Annotated in this window: 20 protein-coding genes and 1 pseudogene; 8 read left to right on the top strand and 13 right to left on the bottom strand. The window is 47.9% G+C overall.

Annotated elements, in window-relative coordinates:
• The 8 genes from ACPXSQ_RS21470 to ACPXSQ_RS21435 form a co-directional block, all read right to left on the bottom strand.
• Positions 1 to 2,523 (bottom strand): autotransporter outer membrane beta-barrel domain-containing protein, encoded by a 2,523-nt coding sequence (locus ACPXSQ_RS21470; protein WP_426144377.1) that lies wholly within the window; start codon positions 2,521 to 2,523, stop codon positions 1 to 3.
• 171 nt (positions 2,524 to 2,694) lie between these two features.
• Positions 2,695 to 3,114: a hypothetical protein gene (locus ACPXSQ_RS21465; protein ID WP_426144376.1), complete on the bottom strand. Its 420-nt coding sequence runs from the start codon at positions 3,112 to 3,114 to the stop codon at positions 2,695 to 2,697.
• Positions 3,115 to 4,034: 920 nt separating this feature from the next.
• Positions 4,035 to 5,510 carry an MFS transporter gene (locus ACPXSQ_RS21460; protein ID WP_058709051.1) on the bottom strand — a complete coding sequence of 492 codons (1,476 nt, stop codon included), beginning with the start codon at positions 5,508 to 5,510 and terminating at the stop codon, positions 4,035 to 4,037.
• A gap of 260 nt (positions 5,511 to 5,770) precedes the next feature.
• Positions 5,771 to 6,055, bottom strand: a complete 285-nt coding sequence (locus ACPXSQ_RS21455; protein WP_426144375.1) for a helix-turn-helix transcriptional regulator — start codon at positions 6,053 to 6,055, stop codon at positions 5,771 to 5,773.
• Between the two features lie 383 nt (positions 6,056 to 6,438).
• Positions 6,439 to 7,464, bottom strand: coding sequence for a fimbrial protein (locus ACPXSQ_RS21450; protein ID WP_072209192.1), 1,026 nt, complete (start codon positions 7,462 to 7,464; stop codon positions 6,439 to 6,441).
• 13 nt (positions 7,465 to 7,477) lie between these two features.
• Complete coding sequence (locus tag ACPXSQ_RS21445) at positions 7,478 to 10,024, bottom strand: fimbria/pilus outer membrane usher protein (RefSeq protein ID WP_426144374.1); 2,547 nt, start codon at positions 10,022 to 10,024, stop codon at positions 7,478 to 7,480.
• 25 nt (positions 10,025 to 10,049) lie between these two features.
• A complete protein-coding gene (locus ACPXSQ_RS21440; RefSeq protein WP_058709055.1) occupies positions 10,050 to 10,718 on the bottom strand; it encodes a fimbrial biogenesis chaperone in 669 nt (222 codons plus the stop codon).
• Positions 10,719 to 10,761: 43 nt separating this feature from the next.
• Entirely contained in the window at positions 10,762 to 11,283 is a 522-nt protein-coding gene (locus ACPXSQ_RS21435) for a fimbrial protein (RefSeq protein WP_058709056.1), read from the bottom strand.
• A 429-nt stretch (positions 11,284 to 11,712) separates the two neighbouring features.
• Between ACPXSQ_RS21435 and ACPXSQ_RS21430 the strand changes: the two genes are divergently transcribed.
• Complete coding sequence (locus tag ACPXSQ_RS21430; protein ID WP_072209193.1) at positions 11,713 to 12,591, top strand: winged helix-turn-helix domain-containing protein; 879 nt, start codon at positions 11,713 to 11,715, stop codon at positions 12,589 to 12,591.
• Positions 12,581 to 13,051: a hypothetical protein gene (locus tag ACPXSQ_RS21425; protein WP_081049518.1), complete on the top strand. Its 471-nt coding sequence runs from the start codon at positions 12,581 to 12,583 to the stop codon at positions 13,049 to 13,051. Before ACPXSQ_RS21430 ends, ACPXSQ_RS21425 begins: the two co-directional genes overlap by 11 nt.
• 359 nt (positions 13,052 to 13,410) lie before the next feature.
• Here ACPXSQ_RS21425 and ACPXSQ_RS21420 read toward each other — a convergent pair whose 3' ends face one another.
• The gene (locus tag ACPXSQ_RS21420) at positions 13,411 to 13,794 is read right to left on the bottom strand and encodes a YgiW/YdeI family stress tolerance OB fold protein (protein ID WP_058709059.1); all 384 of its coding nucleotides are present in this window, start codon (positions 13,792 to 13,794) and stop codon (positions 13,411 to 13,413) included.
• A 656-nt stretch (positions 13,795 to 14,450) separates the two neighbouring features.
• Between ACPXSQ_RS21420 and ACPXSQ_RS21415 the strand changes: the two genes are divergently transcribed.
• From ACPXSQ_RS21415 to ACPXSQ_RS21400, 4 genes are all read left to right on the top strand, one after another.
• Positions 14,451 to 14,732, top strand: coding sequence for a helix-turn-helix transcriptional regulator (locus ACPXSQ_RS21415; protein ID WP_058709233.1), 282 nt, complete (start codon positions 14,451 to 14,453; stop codon positions 14,730 to 14,732).
• 14 nt (positions 14,733 to 14,746) lie between these two features.
• Positions 14,747 to 15,613 carry an N-acetylmuramoyl-L-alanine amidase gene (locus tag ACPXSQ_RS21410; protein WP_426144373.1) on the top strand — a complete coding sequence of 289 codons (867 nt, stop codon included), beginning with the start codon at positions 14,747 to 14,749 and terminating at the stop codon, positions 15,611 to 15,613.
• A gap of 401 nt (positions 15,614 to 16,014) precedes the next feature.
• Positions 16,015 to 17,112, top strand: a complete 1,098-nt coding sequence (locus ACPXSQ_RS21405; RefSeq protein WP_426144372.1) for a CfaE/CblD family pilus tip adhesin — start codon at positions 16,015 to 16,017, stop codon at positions 17,110 to 17,112.
• 431 nt (positions 17,113 to 17,543) lie between these two features.
• A complete protein-coding gene (locus tag ACPXSQ_RS21400) occupies positions 17,544 to 18,575 on the top strand; it encodes a tyrosine-type recombinase/integrase (protein WP_426144370.1) in 1,032 nt (343 codons plus the stop codon).
• A 478-nt stretch (positions 18,576 to 19,053) separates the two neighbouring features.
• On the opposite strand, the gene ACPXSQ_RS21395 is transcribed toward ACPXSQ_RS21400, so the two are convergent.
• From ACPXSQ_RS21395 to repA, 4 genes and pseudogenes are all read right to left on the bottom strand, one after another.
• Positions 19,054 to 20,283: a CfaE/CblD family pilus tip adhesin gene (locus ACPXSQ_RS21395; RefSeq protein ID WP_426144368.1), complete on the bottom strand. Its 1,230-nt coding sequence runs from the start codon at positions 20,281 to 20,283 to the stop codon at positions 19,054 to 19,056.
• A 651-nt stretch (positions 20,284 to 20,934) separates the two neighbouring features.
• Entirely contained in the window at positions 20,935 to 21,987 is a 1,053-nt protein-coding gene (locus ACPXSQ_RS21390; RefSeq protein ID WP_426144367.1) for an acyltransferase family protein, read from the bottom strand.
• Between the two features lie 632 nt (positions 21,988 to 22,619).
• Positions 22,620 to 22,984: pseudogene (locus tag ACPXSQ_RS21385) on the bottom strand (helix-turn-helix domain-containing protein); the annotation flags it as partial.
• A 971-nt stretch (positions 22,985 to 23,955) separates the two neighbouring features.
• Positions 23,956 to 24,975 carry a plasmid replication initiator RepA gene (gene repA, locus ACPXSQ_RS21380; RefSeq protein ID WP_426144365.1) on the bottom strand — a complete coding sequence of 340 codons (1,020 nt, stop codon included), beginning with the start codon at positions 24,973 to 24,975 and terminating at the stop codon, positions 23,956 to 23,958.
• A gap of 1,172 nt (positions 24,976 to 26,147) precedes the next feature.
• Here repA and ACPXSQ_RS21375 point away from each other — a divergent pair.
• Positions 26,148 to 26,441, top strand: a complete 294-nt coding sequence (locus ACPXSQ_RS21375; protein WP_210487905.1) for an ArsR/SmtB family transcription factor — start codon at positions 26,148 to 26,150, stop codon at positions 26,439 to 26,441.
• Positions 26,442 to 26,458: 17 nt separating this feature from the next.
• On the top strand, positions 26,459 to 26,815 hold the full coding sequence (locus ACPXSQ_RS21370; protein ID WP_210523966.1) for a hypothetical protein: 357 nt from the start codon (positions 26,459 to 26,461) through the stop codon (positions 26,813 to 26,815).
• Positions 26,816 to 26,991 lie beyond the last annotated feature (176 nt).

The following is a 26,991-nucleotide window of genomic DNA, read 5'->3' as shown; positions in this document are numbered from 1 at the left end:
CTAGAATCGGTAGCTCACCTGCAAAGAGCCTTGGCTGTCACGAAATCCTTCCCCAGCCTGTTGAGTAAACACGACTGCGCCTGTAAGGCTCTTTAACAGACGTCCTTCCACGCCTGTTTTCAGCTCAGCTATGTCCCTCAAACCTTTAAGACTATCGGCTTCCCCATTCATGCGTACACCATACGTATCCCTGTTATGCAGCCAGTTTATTTCCACGAAAGGCTGGAATTCACGGACAGTGTCCTGATCCAGATGGCTTTTCCCGTTCAGGTAAGTTCTGATTCCGAGCCGAGTAGTGAGTCCGTCGTTCCCTGTGCCCTGAACCATGGTACCGCCAGTCTCCTTGTGAGATTCTGCGCTGATGCCGGACCATATGACCTGAGCATGCGGCTCTAAGTACACCCAGTTTTCGATACCGGATTCGCCCCGCCAGGTTGCTATCTGCCACGCGTATCCCCCCTCTAGGGAAGCTTTCAATCCCCGGCTGTTGTAACGCTCTTCTGGCAACTTATCTCCCGATACTTCGTTATGGAACCAGTTGTACTGCGTCCATGTCTCAGCCCATGCACCAGTTTTTGACTCAGCATTCTGATACCAGGTGCCGTAAAGGCCAGCGCTGTAACCGTTCACGCTCCCTTTAGCGTTCTGCCCGGTGAGGCTGTTATGGGAGTTACTGTTCACACTCCCATAGCCGCCCATAAGGCCGACATGAACACCATCTTTACCATTAGTTGACCCCTGCAAAAGGTCTCCTCCCAGTTGCAGCACATAACGATTGGTTTGAGTACTGTTCTGGCCGTCTTCCATTGAAGACCGACCGTGCCCGCCGAGATTGAGCATCCACATGTGGGTCTTTCTGACGTAACCCGTTGCTGGATCGGTATAGCGTGTTTCACCGCTGTGATCACGCATTGAAAGGTCAAATAACATATTGGCGGCCATCAGGTTAGCGGTGTAGGCTGCTGCTTCAGGACGATACATGTGAAGGGGTATCTGAGATGACGAGGGTTGTTCTGGCTGTATCTGAGGCACAGAAGTCATACTGGTCAGATACCAGCCTGTCAGATCACTACCCGAGACGTTTCCTTTATGTAGACTGTAGTCATAAGCTCCCGCCACAACGCGATTGCCCAACGTAAAAACTGCATCTGAGCGCCCACCAACACTGATGAGTCGAATACCGTCGAGCGTCTGTGCACCGCTCCCGTTCTCATTAGTCACAAAAAGCGTACTGGTACCACTAGTATTTCCGGTCACCACCAGTCGGTCAGTCAGGGAGTCATCGCCGCCCAGCACGCTGCCGAGCGACACCGAGCTGCCGGGCAGTCCGGTGTAGTCACCATTAACAGTCAGAGTGTTGCCCGCGCTGGTCGAAGTCGGATTCAGCATAAGAATTCCTTTGTTGGTCAGGCTCGTATTGATAACAGAGGAGGCATTTTTATCCGTACCGAAAAGCAGAACCCCGTTCTGAAAGAGGGGGCCGTCAAGAACGCTGCCGCTTTCCAGCGTCAGGGTGCCGTTGTTGACCGTGCCGTTAGCGGCGGACCAGCGGGCGGACGGCGTGAGGGTTAGTGAGCTGCCAGAGGTGACGGTAATGTTGTCCACATTAACGTTATTTCTGGCAATAAACGCTGAAGTGTTATTTATATCGCCGACTGATACGCTGGAACCATCACCGGGTGTACCTCTGACGGTTCCACCCAGCATTGCCTTGTTGCCTGCAAGAATGAGAGCAGCGCCACCAAGACTCACGTCACCACTGATGATACCAGAGTTAAGAATACCGCCAGAAACCGAGCCTGTATTTATTAACGTCCCTAAATTCCCGCTATTGCGCAATGCATACTTCCCACCTGAAAGAATACCCCGGTTTACAATCGCCCCTACATTGCCGTCATCCTCAATATCCAGTGCAATTTCATCAGCCCTTACGTTCCCCGTATTAGTTAAGGAGCCTGATATGGTGCCATTCACTGTGTAGGCAATCGTGTCAGAAAGCGTGTTAGTTGTATTCAGCACATTGCCGACGAATGCTTTATCAGTAATCCAGAGCACCCGTCCTGTACCGGAAACTGTTCCACCTCCGAGCGTTTCCCAGCGGTAAACGTTTGCACCAGGCTCCAGGAGGTACAGAAACTGGCTATAGCCCAAAATATTGCGTGCCGGAAGTGTGGCCATATTCGCATTCGTTCCGGGCTGAGAGATTGCGTATTGACCATCCGGAGCCTCGATTATTGTCCCACTAATCGCTATTCCGTTCAGGCCGAGCAGGTTTATATCCTGAACCGATGAACTTTCTGAAGTAAATCCTGCAATTCTGTTCGTATTGTCAGAAGTCAGAGCTGCAAGGGTATCCGTATTTGGAAAACTACGAATTTGATTTATAGTACTCTGAAAAATGGGATCAGACTCACCTCCTCCAACATCTACAGCTTTGATAAATGGCTTAATTTCAGGCGGAGCGGTTGTCCCTGAGTGGGCAGTACAGCTCAGAGCAAACAGCGTAAAGAGAAAGGATTTCATTTTTCCGTCCTGATTTTTTGAACTTGGTACTCTCCAACAATCCCTACAACGTTTCTTCACAAGATGCGAAGCGTGTTGCGTGCCTGCGTTATTTCAGAATAATCAGGCATCTTATATGTAAAACAAAACAGAGATCATTTCTATATTAAAGTTAGTCTGCGGTTCGGAACTTTAACATACAGAACTTAAAACTCTGCTCTTTGTTGACCCTAACTTCATCTCCTGAGCTCTGCATGCAGTTTCAGCCCTTATGCTGTACTGCATGCTCAGGAGGCAAAAGCGGCTTAAACAGTAAGAAGGCTGACCTGCACCCAGTATTTGATACAACCGTCGGTAATTATGTTTTTGCGTGACCCTGACCCAAAATTCTGCTCCATTCATAAACAGAGTTTCGGCATGATAAAAACTGAAAATCTCCCGAGCAGATGTGGTGCTGATGAAAAAACCGGAGAGCAGGTTGCCACTGCCCTGAAACAGGCCGAACTGGGTATGTTCGTGCCGGTTGTCTACCGCAGGCTGGTTATTTTCAATGCCACCTTTTACGCCAGGCATAAGAAATACAGCAGAATTTTCCCCTCTGAACTTAGACATATTCGGTAACTGAAATAGTAAAATCTGCGGCTGAAGCGGCTGGTTGTAGATCTCAGCCTCGAAAAACGATGTTACAGGATGGGCTGGTTAAAAAGAGCTGACGTAGGCACGGCCGTGGTGTTGTGCCAAGGATATACAGCCACTATGAAGTGCCAGCCAAAGACAAATCTTTTTGCATCACGGCTCAGCAGCAGTTCGTTCACATATCGTTCTGATATTGCCAATGACAGCGCACTGCGCCTCCACATCTGTCAGATTACCGAAACGCGCATTTATTACGAATACCGCCGGCTTCAAATCGTGCTGCAGCGTGAGGTGCGCGACAATCCAAACGTGTTACCATCTCTATCGCGAGCTGGGGGCTGAGTCTATGCCTCAAGCGGCCACGCCCCAATAAAACTGCCCTGCTGCGGCCGTAGCTTCAGGGCTCTATCCGAACCACGGATTTTTTCACGGACGCGCTGTTCGACGGGGGGCTCCTGGTAGCAGTTATAGAGCTTTTCACCTGCGAATACCCGGGGCTACGTGGTGGAAGCACCTGCATTCGACAGAAGTTGCGGAAATACTGAACAGCATAGTGCTCAGGCGTTCTTTACTGCAGTTGCTGTAAACCGACAATGATTCTTGACTTGCAGGAATAATACTGGAGAAGTAGGTATTTGAAAGAGTGGTAGGGTCTTTCCCTCGCCCAGCAACGCCGACAGATAACTGTAGTGTGGTCCCTTAAACGGCAGGTTGCAGCAGTGATGACAGAGAAAGAACGAGTTCATGTCTCTGGAGGAAGCACGGAAAAAATCGATGCCGGGGCTCAGTCTATAATCAGAGTCTTTTCCATTCTACACTAGGTTTGATGGTGCCTTCCGAGTTTGCCGAAAAATCTGCCGGTTGCCAGAATATACAGTCAGAATACCGTCCATTTTTCACCGGGAAAATTTGCGTTTGCAAAGTCCCAACACTGCACACGTAAACAGTAGCATGAATATTGAAGCTCCTAATAATGCGACAAATCCGCTCATAAAGGCTGATTCAGCAAAGCTGAGTAATATCTGTCCCTCTTCAGCATTCAATGATTTTGAAGCGGCAATTGCGCCATCAATGCTGTCTCGAGCCCAGAAAGGCAGATCAGGTACCGAAGAGATATCATACGAATATATTACATTCAGAAGACCACCCAATAAAGTAATGCCAATTGTGCCACCGAACTCAAACGCAACGCTCTCCAGCGAGGCTGCTGCACCTGAGCTGTGTTCAGGCGAGTTCAAGATTACAGCGGCAGAAGCAGCAGTCATTGCCCCTCCCAAACCTGCACCGGTCATTGCAAGCGCAACAACAGACATCCATATAGCATTGTCAAAAACCACAAGATAAAGACCTAGGCCAGTTGCAGAAACTAGCATTGAAAACACAATTGCTCTGAATGAACCAATAAAGGGTACCAACCATCCCACTATGGGACCGGCACAAAATGCAGCAAGTGGCAGCGGCAGGATGAACAAACCGGCAGTGAAAGGTGACAATAAAATGATCAGCTGCAGTCGCTGTGTGATAGCCAGCTCAACGCCTATCACGCAGGCAACAGAAATCATCGCTGCAATAATACCTGTCGTAAAATAGCGATTACTAAACAGTGTCAAATCCAGCATCGGACTTGCTGAGCGTAGCTGATTTCTGACAAACAGCCCGGTCATTATCACACCTGAAACTCCACTGAGAATAGCGATACTCAATTGCGGCGACGACTTGCTCAACTCTTTCAAGGCAAAAATAAGCGCAGTCATTCCAGTCAATATCTGTAAGGCTGCAACGATATTCAACACACGAGATTTATTTCCAGCGATCGGTGGGATCAGTTTTAGCGAGAAAAGGAACGCTATTACAATGATTGGCACGTTAATGAGAAAAACAGAGCCCCACCAGAAATATTCAAGCAATAATCCCCCCAGGACTGGCCCCAGAGCTGAGCCACCTGACGCCACTGCTGACCAGATTCCAATAGCCAGAGATCGTTCTGCAGGATCTGCAAACACTTTTCGCACTATAACCATAGTTGCAGGCATAATCGCTGCTGCACCAACTGCCAGTAGTGCTCGAGATGCTATTAACATTTCAGGGGTTACGGAAAAAGCAGCAGCGACGGATGCAATGCCAAAAATGAGCAGCCCAATATTTAAAAAGCATTTTGCGCCATAGCGATCGTTTAGAACTCCCATACTTATCAGCAATCCTGCCATGGTAAGTGGATAAGCATTAACGATCCATAGTTTTTGCACGGCAGAAGCCTCTAGATCCTGTGTTAGGCGAGGTAGCGCAGTGTAGAGCACGGTCATGTCAATCGCCACTAGCAACAGCGCGCTGGAAATTACTGCCAGTATTACCCAACGAAATAATGAATGCATATCATCCCTCCCTAGCTGTTTGTAAACGTATATTATTATGCATGCATTTACTGCGTATGGAGGGTATATTGAAGTTTTGTGGAGACATAAATACATTATGTATGAATGGTAAAGGAACGGTTTGAGCACTCGGTTTTGAACACATTCAGAATTTATATGTTTTTTTACTTTAGCCCACAAGAGCGGTGATGCAGAATAAGCTCGCGGTACGGTTTATTCATTTCAACCTAAAAATAATAATTTCACAGCCCATGCATCCATTAATTACTCAACTTATTCAGGGTGCTGCGTCGTAAGATGCTTAATTCCGCGCAATGATTGTTATATACTAGTCTGTTTTGCAAGAACCACATCTTCAGTTCGTTGTTGTTTTTTACTCCAACCTTTCTCATGACCCGTTTTTTGTAATCGTTGACGGATTTTTCCTTAAGCCCTGTCCATTCTGCAATCTGTCTTAAATTCATGCCAGTCATAAAAAACCATGAGACAGCAATTTCATTTTCGGTGAAATATATATAGCGTCGGGTATTATCTGTAAATGTCACAACCACTCCATTTTATAATGGGTTATTTAATCTGGTGAATATTAGCCCTATAAATCAGCAAGATTCATGTCATTTAAAATTAAAAGCAGTCCGTAGAACGAAATGCATTATTAATGCTATATCTCCCTTCGAAAAAATCTGGCCGTTAATTTTTCCATAAAAATGTCCTATAAATAATTCAGATTACAAAGATATTAGTAGTCTTCGTGTAAATGAGCGTTGAGTCTTTTTATCAAATGCGTCAAGTAATAAAAAAGATAGAACCCCCGTTTTTTTATGCTGATTTGCAGAGCTCCGGATGTGTTAATCTCAAGTCAGTCTCATGGTTAATGATGTTGTGGCGGTGAAACACTGCCATTACCTGAGGACAGTTCAGCCTTCGGCTACTGGTAAGTCAATGTGAACGTGGCACTGGCATTTGCCGTCCCCGGCGTAATATCGTTGCCGGTCTGATAGTATCTTGCCTGAAGAGGAATGTTGTATGCGCCCTCTGTACTGGTCGTTCCCGTACTGATTGGGGTCGAAAGCATTAGTGGCGCATTTTTGTAAAGTAACTGAACCCCCACGCCAGATGCGCTGCCATTGCCACCATTAACGTTCAGCACCCCCTCTACTGCATTATGGACGTTGCCATCTAACTGAAGAACAACCCGGGTGTTGGCATTGCAGTTGAGTTGTATGGAAAAACTGCGGGTGTTGCCATCTCCTGGCCATGTACCCGGGCCATTGAAGGCCCGCTTTTCCACCTTCCCCATAGGAACGGAAATGGCGCTGTTTCTCACCGTACATGCCGAATTTGTCACGTTGAAGCCGGCAACATAGATGCCTGTATTAGGAAACACAAAGGCGCTCTTGTTAATGCGCATGAGGAATGAACCGACCACCCGGGAGCGTACGTAACCTGTTCCGACTGACAGTGCCGTTTTGTAAAACATTACCCTGGCCTGAGCTTCGATAGGTGTCCGGGTCATTATTCCGTTGGCAGCACACGCGCGTCTGGTATCGTCAGCGCCCATAGTCTCGCGGCCATCGACGTAAACAGGGGTTTGGCATGTCCCCAGATAAGGGGTTGTATTCATGCCTACCGCATAGCCCAAACCTGGCACATTGGTGCTGTAAACCCGGCGTCCGTCATAAGTGGCAACGTAGGTACCCTCTGCCTTTACTCCGAGTTCCTGATACTCGATGCGGCTATCATCACTACTGCCACTGCATTGAAAGGTCTTAACAATGTTACTGACCAGTTCACTGCCAATGAGCGATCCTATAGGCAATTCTGTAGGAACCCTAATTGACCCCGGCGTTAGCAAAGTTGAAGACTCGAGCCTATGACACTCATAGGCCTGAACGTCAGTGGCCGTCAGCGTCAGTAGTGCGCCAATGGCAATAATCAGTAATCTTTTGTTCATAATTCTGCGTCCTCTATCGGCATTGCACCGTGATGAAATGTAAAGAAGGCTCGTCTGTTCCCGTATCATAAGGAGCTTTACACTGGCCACCCTGCCAGCGGACAGTGACGATGCCTCTCTGCGGCACCCCACTCAGATAAACCTGCCGCTGATCGTCCACGATGCCCGAGATGGCCTCACTACCCTGGGTAAGGGTTGCTGAGGCGCCAAAAGGAACAGCAACCTTCGAGCTCAGAGTCAGCATCACTTTTTGTCCATGACGGGTAGGAAAATCAGCCAGAACCAGCGCACCTTGTACGGGTACAACCGTCCGGGTGTCGGTAGTGATGTCCGTGTTTTCTCCCAGCGTGCCGGTGTTCAGCTTGACGGTATTGCGGCGGTAGGGCGAGAGGTAAGGCACAACGGCATATCCCCGGCCGTCAGTATAAACGCCAGTGTTGTTATCCACTTTAACGCCTCCGGCCTTTTTTGCCCTGACCAGCGCCATCGTATCGCCCAGCGGCTGCGACAGCGTCAGGCCATATGGATGAACAATGACGCCGCCTGCGGCACCGTAGTTAAACTGCTGCGTCTGGTGACTGTAATTATACCCCGCCTGATACTCACCAAAAGAGGCCTTATAATCCACCGTGGCGCTGCCTGAAACGCCATTTACCCCGCTGCCGGCCCCCTGCAAAATGTTATAGCTCAGGTTATGCTCGTCTAGTGCGGTGCCTGAGATACCTGCGGACGTCATGGACGCGCCATGACTGACCTGGCTGGCTGACAGGTTAAACCAGCTTGTCGGGAGAAGACGATCAAACGGGATCTGTACGCCCAGCGATATCACCCTATCTTTCTGGCTGTAGTAAGGTGACGCTGACAATGTATAGTTGAGCGAATAGTTAACAGCCCCGACGCTGACGCTGTACCCGACGTTGAAGTTATTTTCCCGTCCATTGAGCCCCCAGTACTGCTGCTGATAGGCAGACACGTAAAGACTGCCATAGTCCCCCAGCGTCTGATTGATGTTAAGCTGTGCACGGCTGCGCCTGTTATGCTGGCTGCGCCAGAGATCGTAGTTGCGCTGTGCAAGGGCCTGTTGGGAGTCGCTCAAATCGCCAACTCGAGATTCCTGCGGCAGGGCATCGTAATAGCCGTTCGCTTCGCTGAAATCCAGATAGCCGGGCGTGGAATACCGATATCCAGCCAGCGTGAATGTGGTGCCGCTGTCCGTAAAGTCTTTGGCATACTGGAAGCGAAATGAGGTCCCGCGCCGGTAAACCTCATCAATCTTCGACTGCGCCCAGGTAGCGTCCACTGAAAGCGACCCTATGCTTCCCAATCCTTTACCCACACCAAGGCTTCCTGCCGTATAATTTCCGGACACAACTGTTCCGCCATAGAGCGTGGTGGCATGCGGCAGGCCATATATTCCCGTAGCCAGGATAAATGCCGGCTCACGCCGGCCTTCCTGCGTCGATGCTGCCACGCGATATTTACCGGCCGTAATGGAGTATTTAAAGCGGCCTTCGCGCTGCATAATGGGTACGGCTGAGAAAGCCTGCCTGAACTGGCGCACGGTACCATCTGCCTCGCGGACAGACACGCTCAGTTCGCCGCTTGATGATGTCGGATACAGGTCGCTTATCGCAAAAGGACCGGGCGGCACATATGTCTGATAAATAACGTTACCGTCCTGCCGGACTGTAACCCGTGCATTGCTCTGTGCAATACCACGCACCACTGGAGCAAAACCCCTTTGGCTTTCAGGCAGCATGTTATCATCTGACATCATCTGCACTCCACGGAATGCAAAACTGTCAAATACGTCCGCCGGTGTATTGCTGTCGCCAGCAAGAAATAGTGCCCTGAGCTTTTTTACGTCACGCTGCACATACGTACTGATACTGTTCCAATGCCGCATGCTGTCAGCATCTGACCAGGTGGAGGTGTTACGCAGGTGCCAGGCGCCCAGATTCACCCCGCTCCGCAGATTCAGGTAATTGCTCTGCGCACTTCCGCCGCGCAAGTCGCTGCGGGTACTGGCACCGGTATAGGCATAGTTCAGAAACGCGGCAGGCAACCCCTCATCCCACTCTTCAGGAGAAACGGTTCCCTGTGCCGACTGTTGCACATACTCCTGCGGGATACTGATGTCGAGGCGACGTCTGGCAAAGTCATATCTGAATCTGCTGTCAGGCAGATAATCATTGATGGGTCTACTGAGCCTGCCGTTGTCGGCGCGAGAAAACTCAGACGTCGCTCCTGGACGAACGCCCCACGCCACAAGATCTTCCCGGCGGATATCCGGCACAAGACCTTTTTTACCCAGTCTGAAATTCAGGATCCTGTTGGCTACGTCATTACCGTTCAGATATATCTCTGTTCTGTATTGACCCGGCACCTGCCCGCCCGGACGCTCAAGGAATGACAGGTCGATATTATCAGTCTGCCCGTCGTGCTTCTCGATGGCATCAGGGTCAAAATAATCTTCCGCGTTCGCCAGACGAACTGACAGCGACGTCAGAACAAGGCATGTCACGGCCAGGCAACGACGCTGTCGTGTGGAGAAGGTCATGAATAACATTCTGAATATTACCGGCTCAAATATTCGCCTTTCTGACGTCAGTGATGCCGCCAAAATCATTTATGGCCCGCCAGGAAACCGCCCCAGCTGTCCCTGCAGGGACGGTAACGGCCTGTTCTGACATGGGTTTAAGCGTAGGTGGTGTTTTAACCTGAGCACTACCCACTTTGAGGTCATAGAGCGAGATATGGTAAGGCGTCGGGTTTGAGACATACACCTGACTGCCCCGCCGTGTGAAAACCAGCTTTTCATAAGCTGTTGCCGGATCGCCGCTCAGGCCTGTTGGCCGGTAAAAAAGCTTGATAACGCTTTTAACCGTTATGAACAGCCGGTTCTTATCTTCTTTTGATGTGCTGGGCACGGATTTGATACTAAGCCATAACATTGACTCCCGATCTGCGGGCAGCGGCCGGCCCGTGTATACCACTCTTACTGAGTTCTGAGAGTGGGGCTCCAGTCGGAAAAGAGGAGGTGTTGCAATGAACGCTTTATCTCCGTCAGCAGACGTAGGATCTTTGTCGACCCATGCCTGAATCAGGTAGGGCCTGTCATCGGGGTTATTCACAGTGAGCGATGCCTGACGAGCGCCCCCGTTGTAGATCAGTCGGGTTCCGCCTATTTCAATACCTGCCTGACTTGCAAGAGGCGCTGTCATCAGGCACAGTGTCAGCAATAAACGCAGCATACATTTTCTCCGTAAGCTAAGGAGCCGCGAACGGCTCACTTAATCAGTTATAAGCAACGCTAAAGGTCGCCGAAGCATTAGCAGTTCCCGCACCCACCGATGCACCCGTTGATACGTACTTGGCTATGAAGTTGAGCGCATTCGTTGCGGTAGAGGAAAGCGTTACAGGTGCCGACGCAGTACCAATGGGGATTTGCGTATTACTGTCCTGCTCATATATTCCTACGGCCACATTCGTTGCAGTCTGACCGGAACTCAGCGCAAGCAGGTTGCTGTTACCGCTAGCTAATGGTCCATCAAACCGGATACGAGCCGAAGTGGCGCTAGCCGGACAGCCCGTTAAGTTAATGGTAAAGCGCGTGGCTGAAGCAGTAGCGCCGACTGATCCGAATGATGACGCGGAAACATCGCCCATGCTCACGGTCTGGTTTGCCGCTGCGGTATCCACTTTGCAGGCGGTGTCAGTGATTGATCCAGTGAAATTGATTGTGCCGTCCGCGGCAGAGGCGCTTCCGCAGATAGCCGCTGCAAGAAGTGCACTAGTAATAAGTGTGATGCTTTTCATTTCTGTAATCCTCGTTGTTATTTCAGTCGATAAAAAAACATGAGGCCGTAGTAATTCATCTTGATTCAGCGAATGCTGCATCAGAACAAATAAAGATGACGCTAATTTCATACGGGCCATGAATCCAGGTGGCGCATGTTATTCTGAAAAATACGTAAGCGCACCTTTGAATTTCTCTGAATTTGTTTAAATATCTTTATTTTTTCTATTTAAATTTATATCTATTAAAATCAATGAGTTATGTTTGATTTTGTGAGGTTTAAATTAAAGGTATATACTAGGATAAAATTAACATGTGTGTCTGATGTCTAAAATTTATCTGAGAAACCTTCAGCTTTAGCATGTTAAGCTTACAAAAATATTTTACTCAAATTAAGCTTATAATTAATGTGGGATTAGTAATGGCTTATTTCACTTGTGGAGCATACCTTGAGCAGGAAAATCACTCTTAACGGTTTTTTTGTTTTTGAGCCGGATAAAAAAAGGATAACCGGCAGGGGAAGCCCGGCTGTTATCAGCGCATCCGCTTCACTGTGCCTTGAGCTTCTCATAGAGAATGCAGGGCAGTTGGTCACGCATCAGCAGTTTTATGACTATGTATGGCGTCGGTTTGGTACGGAACCGGCGTCAACGACGCTTTACCAGAATATCTCAGCCCTGAGGCGTGCTTTTTTAAAAGCCGGTCTTAAGGAGGATATCATCCGAACGATGCCACGTAAGGGGTTCCTTCTCTCACCAAAGACAACAGTTGAGAAAGAAGTGATCTCTCTATCTCTTCCATTGAGCACTGTGACGCAGGACGATAAAGGTGTCCCTGAATTGGCAACGAACAACCCTGAACCAGATATCGCTGCTGAAGGGGTTCAGATATCGCAGGATGAACCAAAAACTGAAGCTGAGAGCAGACAACTTTTGCGCTCCTGTCGTGTCACACCACAGACTTTTTCGGCTTTTTTCTGGTCAAAGAAATTTTTGGCACTGACCTCGCTGATTGCTCTGACAGCTTTGCTTTTTAATTTCTCAGACATCAGGAGCGGACAGAATGTCGAAGATGCCTTGTTTACTTACAGTACGCATTATAAAGGCTGTACTCTATTCAGTCGAACAGATGCTCTGATGAGCACGCAAGAGGTTATAAAAAGGGCTGAGCAGCTGGGAATTGACTGTAAGACATCACCTTTTGTTTATCTTACGGTCTATAAAAAATCAGACAGACTTTCTTATTTCATGTGTCAGCACCCGCTTGACTCCAGCGTGAAGGCTAACTGCAATTCATTTTATTACATAAAGAACTTCAATGATGAATAAAATTTTCGCAGTCGCTGCGTTAATAGCAATGTGTTTTTTATTTTCTCTTTTATTCACTTCTGGTCGGGAGGAGAGCACTGCTGTTGCCTGTAAAGCCCATGTCTCCTATTTATGGGGCAAAGAACGGCTTGACCTGTTTATCTCACAAAGTTTGCATAATGGAAAAGGGTTTCTGTCAGTATCGGGCATCAGTTATCACAGTGATAATACCAAAAGCTACCTGGATAAATCCCTGTCCTTCTCATATCATCGGAATAAGGATGTTTATAATTTTAAATCTCAAATGATTATGGACTCTCCTCAGATGACTATGAGCCCCAGTGAGGAGAAACGATGGTTTCCCGAGTTTTTTACAAATAAAGGTGAAACTCTGATACTGAAAATAAGGCCTTACGGTAAAAATGCCTGGCTGTTTTATGCAGGAACTACCCCTCTTTTTGTCTGTGAAAGAAATCAATAACTGTTTTACATCCCTAAGTCAGGGTTCTACTCTGGGTGCTGTTCGAATGCACCCAGAGTTGTGAGATTTATCTGGAAACCTGTACAGTTTTTTCGAGCTCACTAACCGGTTCCGACCTCCCTGTAGGGCTGATACATATTGATGTCTGCAATCATTGGTTTGAGGAACACGGATCGACATGCACGCAGTTGGTCACCGTAGAAGACGCGACAAGTCGGATAATTCAGGTTCACTTCAGAATCCACAATAAGTTAATTTGTTGCCATACGCAGCAATCTAAAACAGAACTGAAAGCCGCTATCATTGAACAGCGGCACAACCAGTATTTTTAGCATTGTCATCGAAGTTAGCTGAAAGGCTTAATTTACTAGTTGAAGATTTTTGACATCAATTTCTAGACTGTTCCAGTCTTTTTCCACTTCGCCTTCAATGCGCACTTTTGATTCAGGTGAAACTGTTTGTCCCATCCATCGCTTGTCATCAATATCAACATATACTGAGCCACTGCTATCACGAAATTCGTAGAGTTCATGCCCTACCTGTCTGATAATATTGCCTTCCAGGACGACCCAAGCGTCATCACGATACGTTCTGGCATCTGCCACGGATGATAAACCCGGAGCAGATCCACTAAACCCGCCTTGAGAGAATCCCCTTTTGACTGGGGCGTTGAAACCATTTTGTTGTGCGGAAGCAGATAATGAAAAACCAACGAAAAATAAAATCAATAAAATTTTTTTCATAAAAAATCCTCTTCTGGAATTTTAATAAACTTTGTATAAGAAGCACGAAAGATTTAACTTTGACGTTAACGTACCTTGAAAGCTATTTTCCCAGTTTTAAAACCAAATGCAAACTTCTCAAATCGCTGAAAAAATCACTTCCATTATCATGGTTTTTCAGACATTGGTGTACCTTTTTTTCTATATATTCCAACTCATTAACCTCAATGCCGAAGCTGCAAAATATTAATATGAAATCAATAACATGAGCGCACTCTATGAAATTATATCTATCCAAAACTTCAACTATATAGGACTTAAAATCCTGGCCGCTAAGAGATTGGAAATCAGACTTGACCTTAGGGCTCCGCATTAGCCAAACGTCCGATCTGCTTTTAACGCTGGTCATTATAGCTCCAAATTCATAACAGAGAATTACCCGCAATATACTTCAAAATTCCGCCGTAAAATTAATATAGATTTTATAGAAAACCACATGACTTGCAATTGCAAAATTAGAAAAACTATTTTTCTAATTTGTGTTGATGTAAAACAAAACTATTAATTAACTTTGTGTTATAAATTAAAATAAAATTAAAGAAGGTTTTCTCTATTTGCATAAATGTTAAATATGTGATGAATAATTAATTCAGGCAACTAATTACTAAGGAAAAATCATGCGTTATACAGAACACAATAAAAAATTTACAGAAAAGGAAATTATGGTCACGTGGTTCTTTATGACAGGAATGACTATGAAGCAAATCGCTGAGTGGACAAACATACCCGAGAAGTCTGTCAGTTACTTTAAGAGAAAGGTAATGCGTAAAGTTGGTGTTGATAACGATAATGAATTCATCATGTGGTTTTTAGAAAACAGGCAGACGTATAGAAATGACAATGAAGAACTCAGTATTATGCAAAGCAGCCAGCAAGTTAACAGCAATTTAAGTAATTAAATAAAGGATGTTACATGTCAACAAAATTAAGTGCCAAAATTTTTATAATCAATTTTATCTGCTTAACCATTATTACAGGATGCAGTAATAAAAACTCAGATTATCGCAAGCGTCAATCTTATGCTATCGATAAATCACATGTGTCTTTAGCTCAAAATCAGAGGATTCGATTTCTGATTTTTCATTATACTGCTGTTGATAATGCTACCTCTCTTAAACTACTTACAGGTGAAAATGTAAGTGCGCATTATCTTATTTCTGATCATGTAGATACCAGCACAAAAAAAACCATCGTTTACAAACTTGTAAGTGAAGATAAGCGAGCCTGGCATGCCGGCACGAGCAACTGGAACGGGCGGACTAATTTAAATGACTCTTCTGTAGGCATTGAGATCGTTAATCTAGGATTTAAGAAAAACTTTTTTGGTAAAAAAATCTGGTATCCATACAGCCAACATCAAATTAAAACAATAGCTGCTTTAGCTAATGATATCATTCTTCACTATGGCATTACTCCAGATAACGTCTTGGGACACAGTGATATCGCACCTCTTAGAAAAGAAGATCCTGGAATATTATTCCCATGGAAAAAATTGGCTGCATTAGGTGTTGGAGCATGGCCCGACCCGGAAAAGGTAAAATACTATCTGCATGGCCGTGAAAAGAACCAATCAGTGGATGTGAGCAAAATGCAAAAACTGCTCAGTCAATACGGTTATGATCGAATACCACAGAGTGGAGAGCTGGATGAAGCTACTCAAAAAACTATCAGCGCATTTCAAATGCACTTCAGGCCATCAAAATTTGACGGGAAACCTGACGCAGAAACTGAGGCGATTGCTATGACCTTGATTCATCAGTACAGAGATCCCTCAAACTGAAACCTTTTATTGCATTAATGAAAAGGCAGTCTTAATTAACCATATGATTTAATCTGTAGTGGGAAATATACAAGTTTTAGTAATGGTTTTCCATTAAAATACTTACCCAAAAGCAAATGAAATTTACATTAACAAAAATGATTTAGTTTAAGGTTTGATGATTGGAATGAAATATAGTGATTCGAAATTTAAAAAACCAGTAAAGCATCAGGTAAAAACTAGTGAGTTAAGTAGTGGCTTGAAAATGAGATTGAAAAAATCAATGAAGGAAACTTTGCTACTTGTAAGTCTTTATCGTGATTTTCCGATATTGTAGGTTGGAAAAGTTTAAATAAAATTTTAACTTTTTTTATTTTTCATGTGGAAAATAAAAAACGATCTCTGAAAAAAAGGTAGGGGAAATGCACAAAAAAACCATGAAGTTAAATAAGGTAAATATAATGCTTACCTTAATATTTTCCTTCTTTTTCTTTATTTGCAATGAATGCAATGCTGCTCTAAATATACAGTATCAAAGTAAAAACATCCCACGCTCTCAGTTCAGAAATGATACAACACTTGGAGTTATTTATCTGAACGCACAGCGTATTCATGCAACTTTCGAAAAGGCTGCATTTCCTAGCGCACCCAAGAATGGAACACGAATTCAGGTTTATTTAATGCTACCCCCGGGTTGCCCAAGCTTGGCTGATGGTGCGTTGATGGTAAATGCTTATAATTATGGCACTCCAAGAGGATGCAACTTCACTCTCGATTCTATTCTTGGGTCCACTTCCCTTGATTATGAATCTAGTACAGACTCTGGATACAGTTTTACTGGAGAAATTTCAAGGTTGGCGATTTTCGATGTTAATGTTCTGAATTCCGACAAAGCAATGTCCGTAGCAGGGAATCACTTTACTATAGATTCTTTACCTGACTTAAAAATAAAATATATACCAAAAACTGCTTATCTAGCTATGAATACACATCAATTATCCTTATCCACTCCTCTACAAATACCGATCCCAGATAGTGTCCCTGTGGTTTATTTCCCGCAAACAAACAGCTCAACTACACAGGTTAAATTGCCTGTAGCGCCTTCTTCATCAGGATTGGCGGCAGGAAGTGTTGATTTTGATTTGTGTGTATACGATGGTGCTGGTCTTTCAAAACCTGTTTATCAACTGACTTTTATCGATAGTAATTCAGTTGATGCATCTTCCGATTTCATACTCAGAAATGGTCAAAGTAAGATAAAATACAAAGCCAGTATCACCTCCCCTGCCGGTGTACAACAAGAGTTGGAAAATAATAAGCCTATTCTTTGGAACGATATGGTTAGGGGGGGGGCAGCAGGAAGTCGGATCATCAATATTACACCACGCGGCCAACAAGGCACAGTTCCATGCTTTCTGGCAACGATGAGCCTGAAGGTAGAGCCTGTTCAGTATAAAATATTAAGAGCTGGGAAATACAGAGGCACGATAAACATCGCATTCAGTGTATCGACAGGTTGAAGTTAATTTCTACTTATAACAATTTCTAGTTAACTACTATCAAAATAAGGAAATAACTGGTTGAGCGCCTAAGTGGACATAAACAGGTTTTCTCTAAACCTTATTCTCTTTTTTGGCACTCCATTTTTTAAGAGTGAGCATTACTCCACTAACATTATTTAATGGGCATTCTATGAATTTATGCCCTCCTCTGCTTCTTTACCCGTCCCTAAAGATCCTAAATGCCCTAACTTCATATAATAGGCATTATATGAAGTTAGGATCCACTTGAGGATCCGTGTATCATGGGATCCGGATTAGACATCATACCGTGCATCAAATTTTCAGGCCCGCGTGTATAAATTATCAGGCGTCGCTACGTGAAATCTGCAGGGTTTCTCCCCTGCTTCCCTGACAGAATTCACGTAGCGTTGTCTCCCGAAAGGAGAAAAATGGACGATTTCAGACCACATTTACCCGTATCTGACGGTCACCTGCCCGTCCAGGCTGACGTGGTGGCGCAGCTCCAGGCATTTGTTCAGGACCGTAAGGCGTTTTCCGACAATACCTGGCGTCAGCTGCTCAGCGTGATGCGGATCTGCGCGGGCTGGGCGAATGAACACGGCCGCACCTTTCTGCCTATGGCGCCAGGCTGTCTGCGCGATTACCTGTTGTGGCTGCAGGCAAACGGTCGTGCATCTTCGACAATCAGTGCACACCTGGCTTTAATTGGTATGTTACACCGTAACGCAGGGCTGGCTGCCCCCGGAACCACACCTTTAGTCTTTCGCGTAATGAAGAAAATTAACCGGACCGCTGTGGTTAGTGGAGAACGCACAGGCCAGGCTATACCGTTTCGTCTGTCTGATCTTCTGGCTCTGGATTCGGTGTGGTCCGGTTCCGCCCGTCTTCAGCAGATCCGCGACCTTACTTTTTTACACGTGGCTTACGCAACGCTGTTACGCGTGAGCGAGTTAGGGAGGCTTCGTGTTCGTGACATTTCGCGCGCAGCAGATGGCAGGGTTGTGCTGGATGTAGGCTGGACGAAAACAATTGTGATGACCGGAGGCCTAATCAAAGGACTGGGTGCTCTTTCGTCACAGCGCCTGAGCGAATGGCTGAGCGCGTCGGGCCTGATTAACGAGCCTGATGCCTTTATTTTCTCACCTGTTTACCGTACTAATCGTGTGAAGATAAATACTGACAGGCCGCTGTCAACACGGGCACTGGAAGATATTTTTGCACGCGCCTGGCATGCGGCTGGTCCCGGCTTGGATGCCAATCCTAATAAAAACCGATACCGGGGATGGTCAGGACACAGTACCCGAGTGGGTGCTGCCATCGACATGGCCACAAAAAAATACAGTACCGCACAGATCATGCAGGAAGGTACCTGGAAAAAGGCCGAGACGGTGATGCGCTACATCCGGCACGTAGATGCGCATTCAGGAGCCATGATCGATCTCATGGAAAACCATTGTTAAGCTCCTGGTTCACCCTTTTGACCAGAGTCAAGCGGTGTCTGGTCAAGTATCCAGCCAGTTTGTTTAACATATTACTTATTCCCACTTTTTTTAAAGCGACCATCCCAAATGCACATGAAAAGTCAAGCCTTTAATCTCCGCCAGCGATATTCACTTTGACTGCCGTTGCGGTCTTCATTGGCGATCATGAGAACGTCCTGCCAGCGCAAGCAGAGGCGCACGTTGTCACCTCTCCCTTTTACCGCGCTTAAGTGGTTTTCTTCATCTTGAGCGTAATTGGCCAGGCAGACTTCATCATCCAGCTATGTGCCGGCCAAATGGCTACCGTCATAGCGGCAGACCACAGGCTGCCACGCGCAGTCGGTCAGGGAATGAAGCGTATGGTCAGTGAACGTCGCTACAGGTCCTGTTGACCCTTACATCAGCATTGAATCAGGCGCACCTTAAGGCTGGATAATTGTTGCATGGCAGAATTCAGTCACGTTGACGGTGTAAACAGAATATTAATTTTGCCTCTGTAATGGCCCGCCTTCAGGCTGCTGTACCGGACAGGCCGGATTTGCACGCTGACTGCTGAGGGCACGCAGGGAACGGTACCCTGGTAGCCGTTCGGTAACTGAACGTATCTCAGCCGCCCCAGAGCCGCACCGCCATTCTGCATGTTGTTCCAGTAAAAAGGTTCGCGGTTGGCGACCGTCTGTGGCGTGCCGGACGGGTCAGTCACGCTGACGCTGTAGCTGATTTCTCCTGCGCCATTTTCCCTTCGCATGGAAAAATCCCGCCCGATGCTATTGCTGTTTTCGTCAGAAAACACCAGCATGTAACGCGAATCAGACAGCCCGGCCCCGTCATACAGGCACATGTCAAGGCTGGCGCGGCCCGTGGCCACATCACCCGAAGGCGTGACTTTTACTGGCAGCACGGCGTGGGATGTATTCTGCTGTGGAAAGAACACTGCCGGAGGTGTTCCACCAACGATAATCGACAGCGGAGAGCGCGCATAAGTGGCAGTAGTGGAATAATCTTCTAGATATACAGAAAGCCTAGGTATGGAAGACAGCGAAAGCGAAACGGTCTGTCCGGCGTGGGTCAACGCCAGGACAGGGTCATTAATAACCACATCAGTTATTTTTATCCGCGGAACCGCGACTTTAAAAGCATAGAACCATTGGCCATTTATGTATTTGAGCTTATGAGTTGGATACCCCTTCAGGCCTGTATATAGAGTGTAAAGGCTTCTACCGTAATTGCAGACCGTTTCCGTAGTGGTTCCGGTGTTTCTGAGCATACCAAAACTGTCATCATATCCGCTAAAATTACATCCGGGACCTACCCCGCCCCCAGGCATTAAATAATAAGCTGAAAGCCTAGCATCTAAGGGCCGTTTGCTGTCAACAGTTCTCCACACTGTCAGAGTCTGCTGTTTAAGATACATGGTTCCCAGCTTTTGTCCCTTCTTAATGCCCGATACGGGCACGTCCGTTCTCTCATATTCGTATTCATAACCGTCCGTAGCGTCGGCAAATGCCCGGACACTGTGCATCAAAAGGATTGCGGCGGCTGTCAGTATAAACCCGGAGATGAAAGGAGACCGGGACAGGTGAAAACGCGAAACAGGGTCATTCATAAAAAAAATCTCAGGCAGGATGTGGGAAATTGTTGACACCAGCCAGTGAAAACAAGCCATAAGATAGATTGTACCGATCAATATCGATTATTTAATTGGCTAAAAAGGAAAAAAAGAATTTCTCTGCGCAGTAACTTTTAAGACAGTGTTCGTATTATTTACGCTGTAATCGCGCTTTTGCGGGGTGAGTAAGTCCGCCATTAACGGCCTGCATCATGTTTTCCCGAACCATCACTCCCGGTGAGGATGCCTTGCTTCCTTACGAAGCACATAACGCTTTGGCAGAGTTTCCTTTACGTGTAACATCCCGCCCCTGTTGATGCTCTGAGGGACTTGAAATCCACCTCCCTCGGCAGCAAATCTCGGACCAGGTTCACCGGCCAGTCCTTGATATGAAGGATGATGTAACGCAGCCATGCCTCCGGCTTCCGTTTATGGATGTCGCTGGCTCGCCCGGTACTCGAATTGTGATTCCGCTATCTCTTCCGGCAGAGGCCATACCAGCATGCTTTCCCTGAAGCGGGTGACCATATTAGATAGGTAGTACACGCTTTATTCAGGCAGGACGAGATGCACCTGCTGGGGCAGGTGGCATGGCCCCTGCCCCAGCGGCTAACCGAAAGCGCAGTCAGCTACCGTGCTGGATTTGTTACATCCCCGCTTTCGCCCAATAATTTTGTTTACAGTTACAGTCTGGGCCGATTGATGAGGCCGGCACAAATTCCTTTGCCTTTAAGACTGGCCGCCTTGGGGGGCTCTTTTTAGCAAGATGATCCTGGTGATTTTTTTTCCTAAATGCACAGAGGGTATTTCAACCAGTCTGAACATAACCGCCGCCAGCCCGGTGCTTACTGCAACTGAGAGTAAAAAAACTGCGGTGTTTCCATTTTTAATCGCCGATGGCGGTATAGCATTTTTGATAAAAAGCATCACCGGGTAATGAACCAGGTAAAGTGAGTAAGAAATATCACCCAGAAATGACAGCGTGCGAATGTTTGCGGTTTTTTTATGGCAGCTCAGCATAATGACCGAAGCCATAATTATTAGTGCCGGCCAGAAGCCGCCGCTCATGCCGAAAACCTGCGGCCCGGTAATGGCGGCAAAGGCTATGGCTAAAGCGAGAGCGACCCACGCCACTGCACGAATGAAGCGAGATCCACTGATTTTGTCATTCACCATCAGTTCTGCCAGAAACATACCCGCAATGAACTCAAAAACAACCGTGTTACTGGCAATTTTAATCCAGCCCTGCCACCAGTGCGAGACAACCATTTCAGGCGATACCTGAGAGGAAAAGCTGAAACTGCCGTTATAAAAGAGCTGAAATCCCACCATGGCAGTCATAAAAATCAGCGCACAGAGACAGCTGCGGTAGCGATAACTGAGACGCATGGAAAGTGCAAAAACGGCGTAGAACATGACTTCATAGGACAGCGTCCAGGGTGGCCCCAGCGGACTGAAACCAAACGTCGGCCCCTGACTGCTGTAATCCTGAAGACAGAAATAGAGGACACATGACATCTGGCCGATGGTCCGTTCAGGATAAACAAAGACAAGTGAGGCGAGCCAGACCAGAAAGAGGGGAGGCCATATGCGGAAAAAACGCTTAATTAAAAATGTACTGGCTTCCTCCGGTGCCTGGCGGGTGATGAACGTCATAATGAAACCACTGACGATGAAAAAAACATCGACGCCCAAGGCGCCGGGAATGTGGTTCTCCCAGTAATCACCCAGAAAGGCAGAGTTATGGGCAATGACTACAAGCAAAGCCGCCAGTCCGCGCACATACTGAATGGTAAGAATCTTCACGGGTATATGTCACCCTGTTCAGCCAGAAATAATCCAGTATTACTTAACTTAGCAGCATTCTCCTTACCAGACCAGATACTAAACGGAACTAAAATGAACGTAAGGCGTAACGGGTTATTCGGCAGACTCTCCTCCCTGACAAATCCACAATGACTTTCAGTATCGGCTGTTGGCCGGCACTGAACACTGGCTGTCACGGTTACCACCGTTAGGAAAATACTTTTTTAGGTACCACTCATCAGTACCATTTTTAAGATGAGTAATGCCAAAATTTCGCGTGAGGTATGTTATTTTAACCAAGCGGTGAATCCCCCTAAGCGGCGGGGCTGAGCCACAAAAGGGGTGAAAGCCTTGGCCAATAAGCGGGTCAGGTTGTGGCTTTTCCTGACTCACCGGGAGGCACCCGGCACCGCTCAGTTTTCCTCAGGGAAGCTGACTGGCGTAAACAAACGGACGTAAAAGTGTCGGGCCCGGCTTTGCCCTGTGGGCGGCACGCCCTGAACAGCTATCGTTTTCAGTAGACAAAAGCCCTGCCGGATTATCAGCAGGGCTTTTTATTCACCACTGTCATGCAGACGGTGATGGCTTTGTCCACTTAGGAAAAAAGTATTAGCTTTTGATACACGGTATTGTTTTGCATCACCGTGCCTCTTGATCTCGCAGCTAATCGTTGAGGGTGCTCTTGATAGTTTGTTTGCGATCGCTCTGATGCTGATTTTTGCTACCAGCGCTCTGGATATTTCCTCTTTTTCATCAAGTGAAAGAGCCAACGGATGCCGCTTTCGGGCAGAGGGACGATATCCACCAGTCTGGTGGATAGTGGGCATAGCAGAAGAATGATATCTGTCTAACATTCTGGCAATATCATGCAGGAATAACCTTGCTTATACCTGTCTCAGATGATCGCTTTCTGTTCTGGCGTGTAGTTAATCCGCGTTCTCTTTTCATGGCAACTCCCCGCTCGATTAAGGATAGCGTTGCATCGACCAATTGAACTTACAGGACAAAGCGGACGTTTATACTTGAATCAACTCCTGCAGTGAGAGCCGTATTCAGAATGCCGCTTCAGCGGCATGAAGGCGCCAGATGACGTAAAAGATGGCTGAGAAGCTTAACGGCGCCGTACGCCCGGCGTAGCCGGTTATGGACGTATAAATCGTGCCATTCCCCACCTTTCCCTGAACAGCTTTGCGGGCTTTCAGCAATGAAGAAATTCAGGTAACCCCTTTTAACCCCGGTGAGCGGGCTTCACGGCGCTTGCGACGTGAAGGGCGTGATTTCCGGGGCCTTGGCGTCGGCAGCTTGCTGCTGACGCTTAGGGGGGTGTTCACTGTACCCTGAAGCAGCTCTACTTACAGCGACACAAATGCTATTAGTTACAACACCCATTAATCAGCCACTCCTGTTCCGGCCCGAAGGGCCGGGCGGGGGCGGCTGGTCAGTGGGGGCGATGGGTTATCAGGTCCGGCGCCGGTCCCTGCCCGGAGGGGCACTTAGTGTGCAGGACTGCGCCGGTGCTGTTTACAGTGAATTAATGTATGCTGTAACTAAAGTGGTTGGCTTTGGGGCCCGCATCAGCGGGAGCTACTTTAGATTCTGAGCGGCGCGGACGCCTGCGGCCGCTGCAAGCGAAGGCCTTTTCCACTTATCCACAGTGTCGCGGGTGACAGAGATCATTCCGGGTTTATCGGAAGACCTTAAAACAGTGTTTACGAATGTTTTGCAGATTATCTGATATCCGTTTGCTGCTTTCTGAGGTTATCCCATTGCGGATTTCTGTGAATAAAAGGACGGCGACGGGGTTTTGCGCGCGCTACCGGCGCATGAACGACGTCGTGGCCGGCATGAAACGGGAATAATGGAGAAGACGTGGCCGGATCCTGAAAAGAAACCACGGCAAAAGCCCCGGTTAAGGGGCATGGCCTGGATGTCAGGTGTTACGCGTCAGACGTGGGTGTCGTGTGTCTCAAACAGCTGCATCTGGAAGAGCTGCCGGATGGCCAGCTTCTCAAGACGCTCATCCGTACAGTACAGCAGCTCGCCTGCGGGCAGCGTTTTACGCAGGTGTTTCATCATCTCAAACACCTGAACGTCGCGTGGATGGCTGCTCAGCCGGTTGGCCCGCTTACGCATCGCCCCCTGCTGACGACGGTATTTCAGCGATTCGATCCTTTTACGGTCGTACCAGCGACGTCGGGCGGCCTGTGGCGAGATGTCTTCATCCTCCCTCATCAGCCCTTCCGCTATCATCTGCCGGCGTTCCTCGCTCCTGCGCAGCGCTTTTTCCTGCTCTTTCGCCAGTCTGGCCATGTCCGCGCCCAGCATCCGGAAGCCGGCATCGGTTATCCAGACGTACTTCGGCAGCCACTGCCCGGACGCGCGGTCCCACATTTTTTCTTCCGACACCGCGAGTACGCCATACCGGACCTGTTCGCTAATCAGGCGGGACATACGGCTCACCGTAACGGCCGTCTCCGGAATGACGTTGCCGTGTTCGTCTTTCGGACTGACCTCGTGAGCCAGCCGCGACGTGCACATGCCGACAGAATGTTTGCCCTTGTCGCAGAAACTGATCAGAACCGGCCAGGTGGTATCCAGCAGCCGGGCTTTTTCCGGTTTGAAATGGTTTTTACGCCCCGCCGTCTGGCGGTTCATCAGGTAGTAAGGGTGCAGCGACATTCGCATGCGCAGCTCGCTGAGGCCGGTTTCCGGATCGGTTTTCACCAGCCGGTTGTAGAGGTAGCCGATCTGGCCACCTACCGGCTTATAGCGCGCCGGCCGGAACCACTGAGGGTTTTCGCATTTCGCCCGCGTGGCGTGTTCGCCCCTTACGCGACGGGTCTTACGGGGTACGGCGGGGACGAGAAAAGAGGACGTTTCACCGGCGTCGACGCCCTGCCAGAAACGTATCTGTTCTTCGGTGCTGAGCTGACTCCAGTGAAGGGTCGGGGTGCGCTGTTTCATGACAGCGCCTCCCTGGCAGACTGAGACCGCTCTGTTCTCTGGCCACAGGTATGCCGCAGGACTTTACAGACCGCCTGACGTGAAAACAGAGCTGCCGGAAAAAAGACGCAGGGAAACCCACCGTCATTACTGCCGGTGTCTCGGGCTAACAACACAGTTCTGATGTGAAGAGGTATTGCCGGCCGGTTCAGCCGGAAAACAGCCTTCAGCAACGTAGCAGGAACAATACCACACCCGGTCGGGAGACAAATGCCGGCAGCAGAATGGTTACTGCTGTAACGTCTGGCTTCATCCGGAGTCGGGCAGTTTAGCCCGGTTAAAATCTGGTCATTCACCCTGTCCCGGACTTATGGCGGACAGAGGTTGTCTTATGAAATGCATGCGTTATAATCCTTCACAGGCCAGCGCCTGCTTTTAACCCCCCGATACTGTCAGCCCGCCAAAGTTGAGCAGTACCGGGGGGTTTTTGCATTCAGAATCCGGGCGCGCCGGATTCTGACCCTGGACGTTTTACGGATACGTCCCATCCGGATAGTCGGTGGCCCCCGCGGCCGCGCATGTTCGGTCACGGAGGTTTATGCTCTCCTCTCCTGCAGACCGCCACAGCCCGCCGAAAAGGATCGTTACGATCGCGCCACACGATCGTCCGAAAATCATACCCTCAGAAAAATCTCAGATCCAGCCTGAAGTTAAATTTCGTCACCCTTTCGCATCACAAAAAGGCCTCTGCCGCAGGTGAATGTTATTTCTGGTATATCTTTGCATGGCGGTGCAGGAAGCCCGGAACAGGTCCGGGTTGGGATAAAAGCTAAAAAAGGCCAAAGTCAGGGAAAGTCGAGACGATAACTGACTAAGTAACGCGAACTCAACCAAAAGAAAAACCAGTAATAGTCAAATTTCACCGGCAGCTCTGCCGGGCTGCCGGTTCTTTTTTTACTTCCCTGCAGCCTTTTGTACAGCCTGCCGCATCAACGCCTCGCTGAAAATACCCGGCAGTAATGTAGTGCTTTCCTCCGATACATTTTCCACCGGCCTGACAATGATTGCAGCCGTTCTGAATATCACCTACCTGCAGTTCAGTGAGATTTGCGTTTCTGACATCTTGTCCCGTGAGACCTACTACTTGAACCTTTCTGTTATTCTGTTATTCTTACAATCCATAGAATAACAGGGTGTTTGATGTGCATAGTGACTTAGAGGATGTATCACAGTTTTTTCGTGCATTAGCTGATGAAGGTCGTCTTCAGTTGCTGATGTTGCTGGAAAACGGGGAAAAAAGTGTTACTGAACTCACCGAGCTGTCTGGCGAGAAGATGGTAAATGTTTCTGCGCGGCTAAAAGAATTGCTCTATCACCGTCTGGTGATGCGCCGGCGTCAGGGCAGAATGATGATTTACAGTCTCGCAGACAATCATGTCGCTGATATTATTCGCAATGCATGTGAACACATCAACGAAGATCATTAACCGTCCGGGAGTAATTTATGTCTACCTGCAATGAAAAACATCATGCACATCATGAGCATCAACACGGTGCAGGATGCGGTCACACAGCAATTCATCATGGCGATCACGTCGATTATCTGCATGACGGGCATCTCCACCATCCACATGGTGACCATGTCGATGAGCACGTGTTACCCGTGAATGCCACTAACCCGGATTTGTGTACGCCAGACCACCATTGCAGCGGCCATGAGCCGGTCCATGTACATGGACCGAACTGCGGACATGAAGCTGTGCCTCATGGCGACCATATCGATTATCTGGTTGATGGTCATCTTCACCACCCTCACGGGGATCATTGTGACAATCACGGCCCGGTCACCCTTGTGAAGTAATAATATTACCTCTCGTATTACACAGCCTGTCATTAATGTGATGACAGGCTGACTGAGCTGAAGGTCCGCTATGAGCGAGAAGCGGACATTGCTAATAGCGTTATGAGTGAATCAACGGGGAGCAGGTCACTCGCAGCGATCAAAGCGCCTGCCAGGTCAGATAGTTTTGCTTCACC

Origin of the sequence: Pantoea sp. EEL5 (genome assembly GCF_049892805.1) — a bacterium.
GTDB lineage: Bacteria > Pseudomonadota > Gammaproteobacteria > Enterobacterales > Enterobacteriaceae > Pantoea > Pantoea ananatis.
This window is presented reverse-complemented; position numbering and strand designations above follow the sequence as displayed.